The organism is Pseudomonas sp. TH15 (genome assembly GCF_016651105.1).
In the GTDB taxonomy this organism is placed as follows: Bacteria; Pseudomonadota; Gammaproteobacteria; order Pseudomonadales; family Pseudomonadaceae; genus Aquipseudomonas.
Window position 1 is genome coordinate 1,691,657 of the sequence record NZ_JAEKEL010000001.1, and the last position, 16,038, is coordinate 1,707,694.

Here is a 16,038-nt window from a genome sequence, read left to right on the forward strand (position 1 = left end):
TATCGCTGGGCGCAATTACGCAAGTTGCTTAAAAGTGATGCGAGTTGCTGCTATGTTTGAGTCTCCTGTAATTTTTGTGTGAGTCTGTATGCGTGATTTTCTTCCGGCTAACTTAAAACTGCTTTGTAGTCACTACCGATCCATCGCAGAAGTCTGTAGGAAACTTCGCATTAATCGTGGTCAATTTAATAAATACCTTGGAGGAAACAGCTTTCCTACACCTTTTAATCTGAAGCGGATCTGTGATTTTTTCGGAGTTGAAGAGTTTGAGATGCGCCTGCCAAGCGAGCAGTTCATCGCTTTGGTTAGCCTTAAGACCAGCAAGGCAAGGCTCTTTGATGAAGAAACAGTGTCACAAAGAGTGTTGAGACACCTGCGCAAACAATCCTCTCCAGAACTGATGGCTCACACGGGTTATTACCACGAGTATTATCACGCGATGACTGAACCCGGTTCTATTCTGTGTTCGCTTGTGCATGTGCGGGAAGAAGGCGGTGACATAGTCTATGAGAGAAACGAACAGTTACAGATGTCTGGGGTGGAAGGCGCGTTTGAAAGATATCGATATAAAGGTGTTGCTTATTACCTGCGAGATCGAATTTTCCTCGTGGATTATGAGTCGTTGACCTCAAACGAGATCAGTCAGACTATTCTTATCCCAAGTTTCAAAAGCTGTATTACACGGCTAAATGGGTTGAAGCTGGGCGTTTCGGCTGCTGATCATCGAGCTCCTTCCTGTTCAAGAGTTGTCTGGGATTATCTGGGACAGGAAATTGATCGGGTCGCGGCCTATCGTCGTGTCCGGTTGTACAAAGCTGATGATTGCGCCATTGATGCCGATCTGCGCGCGCGTCTCGCTCAAGCTCAGGTTGTGGATGGCCTGTTTGTGATTGTTTGACAAATTTTCGTAGGAGCTGCCGCAGGCTGCGATCTTTTGATGTTGGTTTTGAAGATCAAAAGATCGCAGCCTTCGGCAGCTCCTACAGGGATTGTCGATCTGCTCCAACATCCACTTCACAAAATCCCGCACCTTGGGCACTTCTGCCGAATGTTCCGGGTAGGCCAGGTAGTAGGCGTCGGAGCTGGGCATCGCATGCTGCCAGGGAATGACCAGTTTGCCGTCGGCCAATTCCTCTTCCACCAGAAACCGCGGCAATAGCGCCACGCCACAGCCGACTTGCGCTGCGCGGATGCACATATAAAAGGTTTCGAAGCGCGGGCCGTGATAGCTGTGCTCGGTGTGATAGCCCTGACTGTCGAACCAATCGTGCCAGGCCTGGGGCCGGGAGGCGTTTTGCAGCAGGACCAGGTCGGTGAGTTGCGTCGGGTCGGTGAACGGCGTGTCCGGCAGGCTGCCCGGTGCGCAGACTGGCACCAACTCTTCGCCGAACAGCTTCAGGCTTTCAGTGCCGGGGCGTGAGCCTTGGCCGAAGTAGAACGCCAGGTCGCTGCGACCTTGAAGCAAATCGTCGGCTTCCTGCTCGCTGCACAAATCGAGGTGAATCGAGGGGTGGCGCAGGCGCCAGCCTTTCAGGCGTGGCACCAGCCAGCGTGCGCCAAAGGTTGGCGGCGTCGAGACGCGCAGGACTTCAGTATCACCGCCGTAGGAGCGCAGGTAATGGGTCGACATTTCGACCTGAGTGAGGATTTTTCGTACCTCCACCAGGTACAAATCCCCGGCCGGGGTCATTTGCAGGCGTCGGCGCACCCGGCGGAACAGCAGGTGCTGCAGCAACTCTTCGAGTTGCGCGACCTGTTTGCTGACGGCGCTCTGGGTCAGGTTCAGCTCTTCGGCGGCCCGGGTGAAGCTCAAATGCCGGGTCACGGCCTCGAAACACTGCAGTGCAGTGATCGACGGCAGGTAGCGTTTATTCAGCATGGGTGGTCCTTTTTCTTGTTGCTCTATGCTTTTCTTTTACCGACAACTGCGAAGCATGAATAAACGGAATGATATCTCGCTTAATGGTCGTTTGTTGGCTCGTCTCGGGGGAGCTACAACTACAGGCCTGATCAGTCGTGATTTTCCGGCTGCACGATTTCTGTTTTCTGCTTGAGGAGTAACCCATGGTTGCCGCATTGCTTGATCGTCTAGGTGTGAACCCGGCCCTGTACCAGAACGGCAAAGTGCCGGTGCATTCGCCGATTGATGGCAGCCAGATTGCCGCGGTGAACTGGGAAGGTGCTGCCGAAGTCGAGCAGCACATCAGTCGCGCAGATCATGCGTTCGAGCTGTGGCGCAAGGTTCCGGCGCCGCGCCGTGGCGAATTGGTACGCCAATTGGGCGACATCCTGCGTGAATACAAGGCTGATCTCGGTGAGCTGGTTTCCTGGGAAGCCGGCAAGATCACCCAGGAAGGCCTGGGCGAAGTTCAGGAAATGATCGACATCTGCGACTTCGCTGTCGGTCTGTCCCGTCAACTGTACGGTTTGACCATCGCTTCCGAGCGTCCTGGCCACCACATGCGCGAAACCTGGCACCCGCTGGGCGTTGTCGGCGTGATCAGTGCGTTCAACTTCCCGGTCGCGGTCTGGGCCTGGAACACCGCACTGGCGCTGGTCTGCGGTAACCCGGTGATCTGGAAACCGTCGGAGAAAACCCCGCTGACCGCACTGGCTTGCCAGGCACTGTTCGACCGCGTACTGAAAAATTTTAGCGACGCACCTCCGCACCTGAGCCAAGTGATCATCGGTGGCCGCGACGCCGGCGAAGCACTGGTCGATGACCCGCGTGTCGCGCTGATCAGCGCTACCGGCAGCACCCGCATGGGCCGCGAAGTGGCGCCGAAAATCGCCGCGCGCTTTGCTCGCAGCATTCTGGAACTGGGCGGCAACAACGCGATGATCCTCGGCCCAAGCGCCGACCTGGACATGGCCGTTCGCGCAATCCTGTTCAGCGCCGTCGGCACTGCCGGCCAGCGTTGCACCACGCTGCGTCGTCTGATTGCCCACGAATCGGTGAAAGAAGAAATCGTCACTCGCCTGAAAGCGGCGTACTCCAAGGTTCGCATCGGTAACCCGCTGGAAGGCAACCTGATCGGTCCGCTGATCGACAAGCACAGCTTTGAGAACATGCAAGACGCGTTGGAGCAAGCCCTGAGCGAAGGCGGCCGGGTGTTTGGCGGCAAGCGTCAGTTGGAAGATAAATTCCCGAATGCTTACTACGTGGCCCCGGCCATCGTGGAAATGCCGGAGCAGAGCGACGTGGTCTGCAACGAAACCTTCGCGCCGATCCTCTACGTGGTTGGCTACAAAGATTTCGCCGAAGCCCTGCGCCTGAACAACGCCGTGCCACAAGGCCTGTCCTCGTGCATCTTCACCACCGACGTGCGTGAAGCCGAGCAATTCATGTCGGCCGTGGGCAGCGACTGCGGCATCGCCAACGTCAACATCGGCCCGAGCGGTGCAGAAATCGGCGGCGCGTTTGGTGGCGAGAAGGAAACGGGCGGTGGTCGTGAGTCGGGCTCCGATGCATGGCGTGGGTACATGCGCCGCCAGACCAACACCGTGAACTATTCGCTGGAGCTGCCGCTGGCGCAGGGCATCACGTTCGACTGATCGATGAGAACTCCCTTGTCGGAGTGAACCCTTGTGGCGAGGGGATTTATCCCCGTCGGGCTGCGCAGCAGCCCTGAAAAATCTAACGCGACGACTGCTTCGCAGCCGAACGGGATAAATCCCCTAGCCACAGGTTTTCGTCACAGATAGCTTCGCTCCCACAATTGAATGGTGTGTTGGTTAGGTTTCTGATTGGAGTCTGGCAATGCCGTTACGCGAAGAGTGTCTGTGGGAAAAACTGACGCCACAAAGGCCCGACAATACGGCGCTCAAGGGTGAAGTGAAGGTCGATGTCTGTGTCATCGGCGCCGGTTTTACCGGGTTGTCGGCGGCAGTGCATTTGTTGGAACAGGGTAAAAGTGTCTGCGTGCTGGAAGCCCATCGCGCCGGTCATGGCGGGTCCGGACGCAATGTCGGGCTGGTCAACGCCGGGATGTGGATCCCGCCGGACGAGATCGAAGCCGGGTTCGGCGAAGCGGTGGGCAGTCAGCTCAACCGCATGCTCGGTGCGGCACCGTCCCTGGTGTTCAGCCTTGTGGATAAGTACAACATCGATTGCCAACTGCGCCGCGAAGGCACGCTGCACATGGCGCACAACGCCCGTGGCGAAGCCGACTTGCGCAGTCGTGAAGAACAATGGACGCGCCGTGGGGCGCCAGTTGAACTGTTGACCGGCCAGGCCTGTGAACAAGCGACTGGCACCAAGAAAATCGCCGCCGCGTTGCTGGATCGGCGTGCTGGCACTCTCAACCCGATGGCCTACACCACCGGGCTGGCCAAAGCGGCCATCGGTCTCGGTGGTCAGTTGTTCGATCATTCGCCTGTTACAAGACTTGAGCGTCAGGGCCAACGCTGGTCGGTGCAAACGGCCCAAGGCTCGGTGCTCGCCGAGCAGGTAGTGATCGCGTCCAACGCCTACACCGAAGGCGACTGGACAGAACTGCGCCGCAACTTCTTCCCCGGTTACTACTACCAAGTCGCCTCGGTCCCACTGACCGAAGACGCTGCGCAACAAATTCTGCCCGGCGGCCAAGGCTCCTGGGACACTCGACAAGTATTGAGCAGTATTCGTCGGGACAAGGACGGGCGCCTGTTGCTCGGCAGTCTCGGCAACGGCAATCAGAAACCGACCTGGTTCTTGAAGGCCTGGGCCGATCGGGTTCAGCAGCATTACTTCCCGTACCTTAAACCGGTTGAGTGGGAGTGCACCTGGACCGGTTGCATCGCTTTTACCCCCGATCATCTGATGCGCCTGTTCGAACCGGCGCCCGGAATAGTGGCAGTCACCGGTTACAACGGTCGCGGCGTCACCACTGGCACAGTCGTAGGCAAAGCTTTTGCCGACTATTTGTGTAACGGAAATCCTCAGGCGCTACCGATTCCGTTCGCTCCGATGCAGCCATTGGCGGGTGTTGGCCTGCGCAGTTGCTTGTATGAGGCCGGTTTTTCGCTGTATCACGCAGGCCAGTGCTTGCGGATCGTCATTTGATTGTTGATTTTTGTTGCTGGAAGCGGCGCTTTTTCGCGCAGCGACTAGCCTGTAATGGTGCGAGTTGTAGCAGTTGCGCACCAGCAGTGTGCACTTCGGTGACGCACGTTGTTACAGGCTGGTTGCACGTCGTTTAACGCCGCGGTTGCAATGATGGCGCATGCGGGTTGCGCCTTCAAAAAGAAAAGGTTTCACCTCCCGCGGTTTAGACGGTTGCACGCCCAATGAAAATGGGATCGAAACAGTCGAAATAACAATAAAGCAGCGACTTTTTTCAGAATAAAAAACCGATGGCACGGCCCTTGCTCTGAGCATTCAGAGAAGTCGCAGTGCCAACTAAAAAAAAACCTTGGAGCACCACCTCATGTCCCAGACGTTTTACAAGAAAGGCTTTCTGGCCCTCGCAGTGGCAACTGCTTTGGGTATTTCTGCGTTTGCACAAGCTGATGTGAAAATCGGTGTGGCAGGTCCAATGACTGGCGCCAACGCGGCATTTGGCTTGCAATACATGAAGGGTGCGCAGGCAGCGGCCGACGCTATCAACGCATCGGGCGGCGTCAACGGGGAAAAAATCGTACTGGTCAAGGGCGATGACGCCTGCGAACCGAAGCAGGCTGTGACGGTCGCCAAGGACCTGACCAACCAGAAGGTTGCCGGTGTAGTCGGTCACTTCTGCTCCTCATCCACCATCCCGGCTTCCGAGATCTACGACGAAGCGGGCATCATCGCGATCACTCCAGGTTCCACCAACCCACAAGTTACCGAACGCGGCCTGAGCGCCATGTTCCGTATGTGCGGGCGTGACGACCAGCAAGGCATCGTGGCCGGCGACTACATCGTCGACGTGCTCAAAGGCAAGAAAGTCGCGGTCATCCACGACAAAGACACCTACGGCCAAGGCCTGGCAGATGCCACCAAGGCTCAGTTGATCAAGCGCGGCGTGACCCCGGTGATCTACGAAGGTCTGACCCGTGGCGAAAAAGACTTCAGCGCCCTGGTCACCAAAATCCGCGCTGCTGGCGCCGACGTCGTCTACTTCGGCGGTCTGCACCCAGAGGCTGGTCCACTGGTTAAACAACTGCGTACCGAAGGCCTCAAGGACGTGAAATTCATGTCCGATGACGGCATCGTGACCGACGAATTGGTGACCACCGCTGGCGGCCCGCAATACGTCGACGGCGTGCTGATGACCTTCGGCGCCGACCCGCGCCTGCTGCCAGACAGCAAGACTGTGGTTGAGCAGTTCCGCAAGGCCGGCACTGAGCCAGAAGGCTACACCCTGTACGCCTACGCTTCGGTCCAGACCCTGGCGGCTGCTTTCAACGGCGCCAAGTCCAACAAGGGCGAAGACGCTGCCAAATGGCTGAAAGCACACCCGGTCAAAACCGTGATGGGTGAGAAGACCTGGGACGCCAAGGGCGACCTGAAAGTCTCCGACTACGTGGTTTACCAGTGGGACAAGGACGGCAAATACCACCAGCTTGAAAAACAGAAGTGATATGAACGTGTGACCGGTCTATGGCGAGGGAGCTTGCTCCCGTTGGACTGCGCAGCAGTCCTGTTGTTGGGGATGCTACGCGACCCAGCGGGAGCAAGCTCCCTCGCCACAAAAATTGTGTTCACCGTTAGTTAGCTGACTGGTATCCGCCAGAAGGCCCGTCTGTCTTTTCTCGTAGAGCTGCACGTAACCGTGTTGCACTGGCGGCTGAACCCCGGTCCGTTGCAAACCGCTTCTGTGCAGTCTCTCAAATGCGTGAGATTGCGTTATGGATGGTATTTTCCTGCAGCAACTGGTCAATGGCATGACTCTCGGGTCTGTCTATGGCCTGATCGCCATCGGCTACACAATGGTCTATGGCATCATCGGCATGATCAACTTCGCCCACGGCGAGGTTTACATGATTTCCGCTTACCTCGCGGCAATCAGTCTGGCTCTGCTGGCTTACTTCGGTATTGAATCCTTCCCTCTGCTGATGCTCGGCACACTGATCTTCACCATCGTCGTCACGGCGGTGTATGGCTGGGTCATCGAGCGTGTCGCCTACAAACCGCTGCGCAACTCCACACGACTGGCACCGCTGATCAGCGCCATCGGTATTTCGCTGATCCTGCAAAACTATGCACAGATCGCCCAGGGCGCTCGCCAACAGGGTGTTCCGACACTGCTGACCGGTGCATGGCGCGTCGACATAGGCACTGGCTTCGTCCAGCTCACCTACACCAAAATCTTCATTCTGGTCGCAGCGTTTGCCGGTATGGGCCTGCTGACCTACGTCATCAAGTACACCAAGCTCGGCCGCATGTGCCGCGCTACCCAGCAAGACCGCAAAATGGCCTCGATCCTGGGGATCAACACCGACCGGGTGATTTCCTACGTGTTCATCATCGGTGCAGCGATGGCGGCCCTGGCCGGTGTGCTGATCACCATGAACTACGGCACGTTCGACTTCTACGCAGGTTTCGTCATCGGCATCAAAGCGTTCACCGCAGCGGTACTCGGCGGGATCGGCTCACTGCCTGGCGCGATGCTCGGCGGGATCATCCTCGGGATTTCCGAGTCGTTGTTCTCGGGCCTGGTGAATTCGGACTACAAGGACGTTTTCAGCTTCTCGCTGCTGGTTCTCGTATTGGTCTTTCGGCCTCAAGGCCTGCTCGGCCGTCCTCTTGTGTCGAAGGTGTAAGCGATGTCTTCAACCACTAAAAAAACCATTGATGTCAAAAGAAGCCTGGTTGACGCGATTCTTGCCGGCCTCGTTGCCCTGATTGTGTTCGGCCCGATTGTCGGTGTAGTCCTTGAAGGCTACAGCTTCAACCTGCAGCCGACCCGTGTGGCGTGGCTGGTCGCCATCGTCATGGCTGGCCGCTTTGCCTTGAGCCTGTTCCTGCAATCGCCCCGGGGCCTGAAAATCCTCGAAGGCTTTGAAACCACCGGCTCCGGGGTTCATGTACTGCCGCCCGATTACAAATCCCGTTTGCGCTGGGTTGTGCCGCTGGTGATCGTCATTGCCGTGGTATTCCCGTTCTTCTCCAACTCGTACTTGCTGGGCGTAGTCATCCTTGGGTTGATCTACGTGCTGCTGGGCCTGGGGTTGAACATTGTGGTCGGCCTGGCTGGCCTGCTCGACCTCGGTTATGTGGCGTTCTATGCCATCGGTGCCTACGGCCTGGCGCTCGGTTATCAATACTTGGGGCTGGGTTTCTGGACGGTGCTGCCGCTGGCGGCAATCACGGCGGGGCTTGCCGGTTGCATCCTCGGTTTCCCGGTGCTGCGTCTGCACGGCGACTACCTGGCGATCGTGACGTTGGGTTTCGGTGAAATCATCCGGCTGATCCTCAACAACTGGCTGTCCCTGACTGGCGGCCCGAATGGCATGGCGGCTCCGTTGCCAACCTTCTTTGGCCTCGAATTCGGCAAAAGAGCGAAGGAAGGCGGAATACCGTTCCATGAGTTCTTCGGCATCGCCTACAACCCGGACGTGAAGTACTACTTCATCTATGCGGTGTTGTTCCTGGTCGTGCTGGCCGTGCTGTATATCAAGCATCGCCTGACCCGCATGCCAGTCGGTCGTGCTTGGGAAGCACTGCGTGAAGACGAAATCGCTTGCCGCTCCATGGGCCTGAACCATGTGCTGGTCAAGCTCTCTGCGTTCACCATCGGTGCATCGACGGCCGGTTTGGCGGGTGTGTTCTTTGCCACCTATCAAGGCTTCGTTAACCCGACCTCGTTCACCTTCTTCGAATCGGCCTTGATTCTCGCCATCGTGGTACTCGGCGGCATGGGCTCGACTATCGGCGTGGTGATTGCGGCGTTCGTGCTGACCGTCGCCCCTGAACTGCTGCGTGGCTTCGCGGAATACCGCGTGCTGTTGTTCGGCGTGTTGATGGTGTTGATGATGATCTGGCGACCACGCGGCCTGATTCGGATCAGCCGTACCGGTGTGACCCCGCGTAAAGGAGTAGCGCCATGAGCGAAGTCGTACTCTCGGTCGAGAAGCTGATGATGCACTTCGGCGGCATCAAGGCGCTGAGCGATGTCAGCCTGAAGGTCAAACGCAACTCGATCTTCGCCCTGATCGGCCCCAACGGTGCCGGCAAGACCACGGTGTTCAACTGCCTGACCGGGTTCTACAAGGCCTCGGGCGGCAAGATCGAACTCAATGTGCGTGGCGAGCAGACTAACGTCATCAAACTGTTGGGTGAGTCGTTCAAACCGGTCGATTTCGTCTCGCCGAAATCCTTCCTTAGCCGGCTGTACTACAAAATGTTCGGCGGCACCCACCTGGTGAACCGTGCCGGCCTGGCCCGCACGTTCCAGAACATTCGCCTGTTCAAGGAAATGTCGGTGCTGGAAAACCTGCTGGTGGCCCAGCACATGTGGGTCAACCGCAACATGTTGGCCGGCATCCTCAACACCAAGGGTTACCGCAAGGCCGAAAGCGATGCGCTGGACCACGCCTTCTACTGGCTGGAAGTGGTGGACCTGGTGGACTGCGCCAACCGTCTGGCCGGCGAACTGTCCTACGGGCAGCAACGTCGTCTGGAAATCGCCCGGGCCATGTGCACGCGGCCGCAGATCATCTGCCTCGACGAACCGGCCGCCGGCCTCAACCCTCAGGAAACCGAAGCGCTGAGCGCGATGATCCGGCTGCTGCGCGACGAGCACGATCTGACCGTGGTGCTGATCGAACACGACATGGGCATGGTTATGAGTATTTCCGACCACATCGTGGTTCTGGACCACGGCATCGTCATCGCCGAGGGCGGACCTGATGCGATTCGCAACGATCCGAAAGTGATTGCGGCCTACCTGGGCGCCGATGAAGAGGAGTTGGTATGAGTCAACCGATCCTCGAACTCAAGGAGCTGGACGTGTTCTACGGGCCGATCCAGGCCCTGAAGAAAGTCTCGCTGTACATCAACGAAGGCGAAACCGTCAGCCTGATTGGCTCCAACGGTGCCGGCAAGTCGACCCTGCTGATGTCGATCTTCGGCCAGCCCCGGGCGGCTGATGGTCAGATCATCTATCAGGGTGTGGACATTACCCACAAGTCGTCCCACTACATCGCGTCCCACGGCATTGCGCAGTCGCCGGAAGGCCGACGGGTGTTCCCTGACATGACCGTCGAGGAAAACCTGCTGATGGGCACCATCCCGATTGGCGACAAGTACGCCAAAGAAGACATGCAGCGCATGTTCGAGCTGTTTCCACGGCTCGAAGAGCGGCGTACCCAGCGGGCCATGACCATGTCCGGCGGCGAGCAGCAAATGCTCGCCATCGCCCGGGCATTGATGAGCCGACCCAAGTTGTTATTGCTCGATGAGCCGAGCCTGGGGCTGGCGCCGATTGTGGTGAAACAGATCTTCTCGACCCTGCGGGAACTGGCGAAGACCGGGATGACTATCTTCCTGGTCGAGCAGAACGCCAACCACGCGCTCAAGCTGTCTGACCGAGCGTACGTGATGGTCAACGGCGAGATCCGCCTCACAGGCACCGGCAAGGAGCTGTTGGTGAACGAGGAGGTGCGTAACGCCTATCTCGGCGGGCATTGAGTTATCCCCGGAGACACACAGCCCCGGCGACGCAAGTCCCGGGGCTTTTTCATGCCCGCCATATTCCATGTAGGAGCTGCCGAAGGCTGCGATCTTCTGATCTTAAAAACCGACGTCAAAAGATCGCAGCCTTCGGCAGCTCCTACAGTGAATCCATCTTCCATATCAAGTCGATTCCGAAATTGTGGAAAACAATATTCACAAGCTCTCAAACCGCGACATAAAGCCGCTGCAAATAGTTGTTTTGTCACGGTTTTGACTTGTCCCCGTTTGCTGTGGAGCTGGCTGTGAATAACGTGGGAGTAGCTGGCTGAGCGCCTTTGAAACCGTGGCTTGCAGAGTTGTGGTTGTTTTTTGATCAGTCGTTTTTGCGATAGCGGCAGACGTCTTTGTCAACCTCTTTATAGTCGAGTTCGAGCAGCCGATTCCGTGTGAACCATCCTGTGGATAAGTCTGTGGTTAAACTCTGGAAAGACTCGGCTGAGGGCCGTCGTTACTGGCTTGGCGCCATCGTCGGATTACCCGGTGGATCGTGCAAAATGCCATGGGCTACACGGTGGGCTCTTGAGGGTCAAGCAAAAAACTTTCTGACCTGCTCGCAAAGCCTTGTGCACAGCGGCTCGCGCTGTTTTGCACTTGCCCCCAAAGACTGTGGACCGGCCTGTGGATAACGTGCGCGCACATGGCTACAGGCCACGCCCTGTATGGCGTTTCGACGATTGATCATTTTTTGAGCTGAAATGCGTCCATGCAGGAGCTGCCGCAGGTGTTGCCCGATATTCACGGGCCGGGCATGCTGGCTGCTGATTTTCTATTCCAATGGCTGCCGATCAGCCGAAGCAAGGAGAACACGATGTCCAACACCCTGTTTATCACCGGCGCGACCTCCGGTTTTGGCGAAGCCTGCGCCCGTCGTTTTGCCGAGGCTGGCTGGAAACTGGTGCTGACCGGCCGTCGTGAAGAGCGCCTCGACGCCCTGTGCGCCGAGTTGTCGAAGCAGACCGAGGTCCATGGTCTGGTGCTCGACGTGCGTGATCGCAAGGCCATGGAGGAGGCGATTGCCAACTTGCCGCCGTCCTTCGCCAAGTTGCGCGGGTTGATCAACAACGCCGGCCTGGCACTGGGCGTGGACCCGGCGCCCAAGTGTGATCTGGACGACTGGGACACCATGGTCGATACCAACATCAAGGGCCTGATGTACAGCACTCGCCTGCTGCTGCCACGCCTGATCGCTCACGGTCGCGGCGCCGGTATCGTCAACCTCGGCTCCATCGCCGGCAACTACCCGTACCCGGGCAGCCACGTGTATGGCGCGAGCAAGGCGTTCGTCAAACAGTTCTCCCTGAACCTGCGTTGCGATCTGCAAGGCACGGGTGTACGGGTCAGCAATATCGAGCCGGGCCTGTGCGAGAGCGAGTTCTCGCTGGTGCGCTTTGCCGGTGACCAGGAACGCTACAACGCCACCTACGCCGGTGCCGAGCCGATTCAGCCGCAAGACATCGCCGACACTATTTTCTGGGTGCTGAATGCGCCGGCGCACATCAACATCAACAGCCTGGAGCTGATGCCGGTGAGCCAGACCTGGGCGGGTTTTTCGATTGAGCGTAATGGTGGCAAGGCGTAAGACCGAGTCATCGTTTTTCGCGAGCAAGCCCGCTCCCACATTGGATTTATGGTGTGTCTGCAATCTTGGACACAACACATTTCCCCTGTGGGAGCGGGCTTGCTCGCGAAGGGGCCCGAACTGGCAAAACAGCACATAAGGTAGACTCCTCATCCAACAACCCCACCGCACCCTGCGGTTTTCAAGGTTTTTAGAGGAGGCTACGTGAGTAACCGAGGTGAGCAGTCGCTGCTCAAACAATCGACCATTCTGATGTTCGCCGTGGCGATCGCCGGGATCGTTACCGGTTTTGTTTCAGGTGCCCAATCCATCCTGTTCGATGGTTTTTTCTCGTTGATCGCGACCTTCATCAAGGTCCTGATGCTGATCACCGCCAAGTTGATCGCCAAAGAAAGTAATCACCGCTTCCAGTTCGGCTTCTGGCACCTGGAGCCGATGGTGTTGCTGATCGAAGGCAGTTTCCTGTTTCTGATCGCGATCTATGCCTTTCTCAACGGCGTGTTCGGCATCATCAATGGCGGCCGCGAGATTGAGCTCGGGCTGGTGATCATCTACGCGGCGGTGTTTACCGTCGTCGAGTTCGCGTATTTCTTCTACGTTCGTCATCGCAACCGAAAGCTCAAATCAACGCTGATCCAGTTCGACAACATCAGTTGGCTGGTGGACGCGATGCTGTCGGTGGGTTTGTTGGTGAGTTTCCTGACGGCGCTGTTGCTCAAGTCCCAGGGTTATGGGCAGTGGGCGGTCTACGTCGACCCGCTGATTCTGATTCTGCTGGCGCTGAGCATGTTGGCGCCGGCGTTCAAGATCCTGCGCCCGGCGCTACGTGATGTACTGGGCATTGCCCCGGATCAACTGGACGACAAAGTGCGCCAGGTGATGGACGCGGCCAAGGTCGAGCATGGTTTCGACGACTACATCTCCTACGTGCAAAAGCACGGACGGGCGCGGTTTATCGAGATTCATGTGGTGTTGCCGGCGGATTACCGACTGGAGAACGTTGGGCAACTGGATGTATTGCGCGAGGAGATTTCCGCGAAGTTGGGCAAGGCGGATGCGGCGCGCTGGCTGACGATCAGTTTTACCGGGGATCGGAAGTGGATTGCGTGATGGATCGGTGATCTATGGGGGAGGGTATTTACCTGTGGCGACGGAGCTTGCTCCCGTTCGGGTGCGCAGCAGCCGCCTGCGATGTGCCCGAAAAAATGAGGGTCTGCTGCGCAGCCCAGCGGGAGCAAGCTCCCTCGCCACAAGTCAGCTCAGGTAATCAACTAGTCCGCGATAACAGGTCGCCAAGTGATACGGCGTGGTCGACGGCATGTCCTTGCGGCTGACTTCACCCTCCTCATCACGACACTCATACCAACCCCCCGCATGCAGGAAACGCTGCTGCAACGCCTGCAATTGGCGCAGCACCGCCGCTTCGCTGTCCGGCCGCAAGGTCAGGGCGCGCAGGTATTCGGCCTGCGCCCAGATGCGTTGAGTGCTGTCGCGAGGACGACGGGGGTCGCTCTCCAGATCGAGCATGGCTCGAACGGCGCCATTGTGTTCGACCACGCCCAACTGCTCGGTGTAGCTGAACGCCCGGCTCAGGGAGCGATGCAGTTTGCTGTCTCGCAGCAACGAAGAAGACTCCAGCAGGAAGTACCACTCGAACTGATGGCCCGGTTCGAACCAGTTATCCACAGCCCCCAGAGGTTTTTCCATCAAAACGCCTTCCTGCGGGACGACGAATTTCTTCTGCATCCCGGCACACAGCGCTAGCAAGCGTTGCTGCACGGCGATGTCTTCACGCACTGACAGGGTTGCGAGAAACGCTTCGGCCAAATGCATCAGCGGGTTCTGCAGCGGTCCGGTCTTGAGCGAAGACCAGTCACGGTCCAGGCACGCTTCGTACAGACCGTCGTCCGTGGCGAAGCGTTGGGCCACGACTTCCAGTGCCGCGTTGAGCACCGATTCCACCAGTGGCTCGCGAACCTTGTCCCAGTAATGGGCGCAGGCGAACAGGATGAACGCGTGGGTGTAGAGGTCTTTGCGCTGATCCAGCGGCGCGCCTTGCGGGTCGATGCTGTAGAACCAGCCGCCGTGCTCGGCATCGTGAAAATGCTGCTGCAAGGAACGGAACAGCGCCGCCGCCCGGACTTCGGCCTCCGGCACCTGGCCGATCAGGCTCGAAAAAAGATACAGCTGACGGGCGCAGGCCATGGCGCGATAGCGCTGCGGTGGCAGCGGTTGATGCTCAGCGTCCAGCGCCTCATAGGGCAACGCCATGTCGGTGTTCCAGCCGGGGCCTTGCCAGAGCGGCACGATGACGTCCTGGAAATGCTGTTGCACCGAGGCGAACAGGGCGGTCAATTCAGGCTGGGAGGCAGAGCGGGAAGCATGCGGCATTGGCTGGCGTCGTCACGGCAGGGGCGATTGCGCGACATGTTAGCAGAGAGGCCGGCCCTAGAGAGCCGGTGTCTGTCAGGCCGCCATCGCGAGCAAGCTCGCTCCCACAGGGGAACGCATTCCAATGTGGGAGCGAGCTTGCTCGCGATGAGGCCAGAACTGGCAATAATGAATTCAGCCCGCCAACAACCAAACTCCGGTCGCTGCCGAAGCCGCCCCGACCACCCGAACCAACGGCGCCGCCGCCTGAGGCAACACGCGAACCATCGCATAACCGGCCGCATGCAACGCCGCCGTCGCCGCTACAAACCCGGCGGCATACGCCCAAGGGCTCGACATGTCCGGCAGTTCCAGACCATGTGCCACGCCATGAAACAGCGCAAACAACGCCGTTGCCGCCACCGCCATCACCAGTGGCGGACGCACCGCCAGCGCCACCGCCAGGCCCAGCGCCAACACCGACGCCGCAATCCCGCTTTCCAATGCCGGCAGGTTCAGCCCTTCAAAACCGAGCAAGCCGCCGATCAGCATAGTGCCGACGAACGTGCATGGCAGCGCCCAGCGCGCCGCGCCTTTCTGCTGCGCCGCCCACAAACCCACCGCGACCATCGCCAGCAGGTGATCGATGCCGCTTATCGGGTGGCTGATGCCCGCGATCAAACCGTTATCACCATGACCTGGGTGGGCGAAGGCGATGGCCGGGGTCAGCAGCAGGGCCAGGGTGCCCAGGATGCGTTTCAGTGTCATGGATAAGCTTCCTTGTTGATAAAAATTGAGCGTGATCAGGCTGCGGTCAGCAGGCCCTGGCGTTCGATGAAGGCGATGATTTCTTCCAGGCCCAGGCCGGTCTTCTGGTTGCTGAAGACGAACGGCTTGCCGTTGCGCATGCGTTTGGTGTCGCTGTCCATCAACTCCAGCGAGGCGCCCACCAGCGGCGCGAGATCGACCTTGTTGATCACCAGCAAATCGGATTTGCAAATCCCCGGCCCGCCCTTGCGAGGCAACTTGTCGCCAGCGGAAACGTCGATCACATAGATGGTCAAGTCGGACAGCTCCGGGCTGAAGGTCGCCGACAGGTTGTCGCCACCGGACTCGACAATAATCAGGTCCAGCCCCGGAAAGCGCCGGTTCAGTTGATCGACTGCTTCGAGGTTGATCGAGGCGTCTTCGCGGATCGCCGTGTGCGGGCAGCCGCCGGTTTCGACGCCGATGATGCGTTCCGGTGCCAGGGCTTCGTTGCGCACCAGAAAGTCAGCGTCTTCGCGGGTGTAGATGTCGTTAGTCACGACCGCCAGGTTGTAGCGATCACGTAGCGCCAGGCACAGGGCCAGGGTCAGGGCGGTTTTACCGGAACCGACCGGGCCGCCGATGCCGACGCGCAGAGGTTGTGTGTTCATGCTGCTTCTCCAAATAAAAGGCCCAAAATAAA

General features: G+C 58.5%; 13 protein-coding genes and 1 pseudogene. 10 read left to right on the top strand and 4 right to left on the bottom strand.

The annotated features are described in order from the left end of the window. The first annotated feature begins 88 nt into the window (after nucleotides 1-88). Nucleotides 89-898, top strand: a complete 810-nt coding sequence (locus JFT87_RS07600; RefSeq protein ID WP_201200165.1) for a helix-turn-helix domain-containing protein — start codon at nucleotides 89-91, stop codon at nucleotides 896-898. An 87-nt stretch (nucleotides 899-985) separates the two neighbouring features. Here JFT87_RS07600 and JFT87_RS07605 read toward each other — a convergent pair. Beyond that, nucleotides 986-1,879: pseudogene (locus JFT87_RS07605) on the bottom strand (LysR family transcriptional regulator); the annotation flags it as partial. A gap of 185 nt (nucleotides 1,880-2,064) precedes the next feature. Here JFT87_RS07605 and amaB point away from each other — a divergent pair. From amaB to JFT87_RS07650, 9 genes are all read left to right on the top strand, one after another. Then, nucleotides 2,065-3,555, top strand: a complete 1,491-nt coding sequence (gene amaB, locus JFT87_RS07610; RefSeq protein ID WP_201200166.1) for an L-piperidine-6-carboxylate dehydrogenase — start codon at nucleotides 2,065-2,067, stop codon at nucleotides 3,553-3,555. Nucleotides 3,556-3,760: 205 nt separating this feature from the next. Beyond that, entirely contained in the window at nucleotides 3,761-5,044 is a 1,284-nt protein-coding gene (gene amaA / locus JFT87_RS07615) for an L-pipecolate oxidase (protein ID WP_201200167.1), read from the top strand. Between the two features lie 364 nt (nucleotides 5,045-5,408). Further along, nucleotides 5,409-6,542, top strand: coding sequence for a branched-chain amino acid ABC transporter substrate-binding protein (locus tag JFT87_RS07620; protein WP_201200169.1), 1,134 nt, complete (start codon nucleotides 5,409-5,411; stop codon nucleotides 6,540-6,542). Between the two features lie 268 nt (nucleotides 6,543-6,810). Next, on the top strand, nucleotides 6,811-7,725 hold the full coding sequence (locus JFT87_RS07625) for an ABC transporter permease subunit (RefSeq protein WP_201189469.1): 915 nt from the start codon (nucleotides 6,811-6,813) through the stop codon (nucleotides 7,723-7,725). 3 nt (nucleotides 7,726-7,728) lie between these two features. Continuing rightward, entirely contained in the window at nucleotides 7,729-9,012 is a 1,284-nt protein-coding gene (gene livM / locus JFT87_RS07630) for a high-affinity branched-chain amino acid ABC transporter permease LivM (RefSeq protein ID WP_201200171.1), read from the top strand. Continuing rightward, entirely contained in the window at nucleotides 9,009-9,881 is an 873-nt protein-coding gene (locus JFT87_RS07635) for an ABC transporter ATP-binding protein (RefSeq protein ID WP_201189466.1), read from the top strand. The genes livM and JFT87_RS07635 overlap by 4 nt, the downstream gene beginning before the upstream one ends. Then, the gene (locus tag JFT87_RS07640; RefSeq protein ID WP_201200173.1) at nucleotides 9,878-10,594 is read left to right on the top strand and encodes an ABC transporter ATP-binding protein; all 717 of its coding nucleotides are present in this window, start codon (nucleotides 9,878-9,880) and stop codon (nucleotides 10,592-10,594) included. The genes JFT87_RS07635 and JFT87_RS07640 overlap by 4 nt, the downstream gene beginning before the upstream one ends. Before the next feature lie 853 nt (nucleotides 10,595-11,447). Continuing rightward, complete coding sequence (locus JFT87_RS07645) at nucleotides 11,448-12,218, top strand: SDR family oxidoreductase (protein WP_201205114.1); 771 nt, start codon at nucleotides 11,448-11,450, stop codon at nucleotides 12,216-12,218. Nucleotides 12,219-12,422: 204 nt separating this feature from the next. Next, a complete protein-coding gene (locus JFT87_RS07650; RefSeq protein ID WP_201200175.1) occupies nucleotides 12,423-13,328 on the top strand; it encodes a cation diffusion facilitator family transporter in 906 nt (301 codons plus the stop codon). 144 nt (nucleotides 13,329-13,472) lie between these two features. On the opposite strand, the gene JFT87_RS07655 is transcribed toward JFT87_RS07650, so the two are convergent. The 3 genes from JFT87_RS07655 to ureG all read right to left on the bottom strand — a co-directional run bounded on the left by JFT87_RS07655 (nucleotide 13,473) and on the right by ureG (nucleotide 16,006). Then, the gene (locus JFT87_RS07655) at nucleotides 13,473-14,609 is read right to left on the bottom strand and encodes an AGE family epimerase/isomerase (protein WP_201200177.1); all 1,137 of its coding nucleotides are present in this window, start codon (nucleotides 14,607-14,609) and stop codon (nucleotides 13,473-13,475) included. 174 nt (nucleotides 14,610-14,783) lie between these two features. Beyond that, nucleotides 14,784-15,356 (bottom strand): HupE/UreJ family protein, encoded by a 573-nt coding sequence (locus JFT87_RS07660; RefSeq protein ID WP_201200179.1) that lies wholly within the window; start codon nucleotides 15,354-15,356, stop codon nucleotides 14,784-14,786. Nucleotides 15,357-15,391: 35 nt separating this feature from the next. After that, nucleotides 15,392-16,006, bottom strand: a complete 615-nt coding sequence (gene ureG, locus JFT87_RS07665) for an urease accessory protein UreG (protein ID WP_123513966.1) — start codon at nucleotides 16,004-16,006, stop codon at nucleotides 15,392-15,394. Nucleotides 16,007-16,038 lie beyond the last annotated feature (32 nt).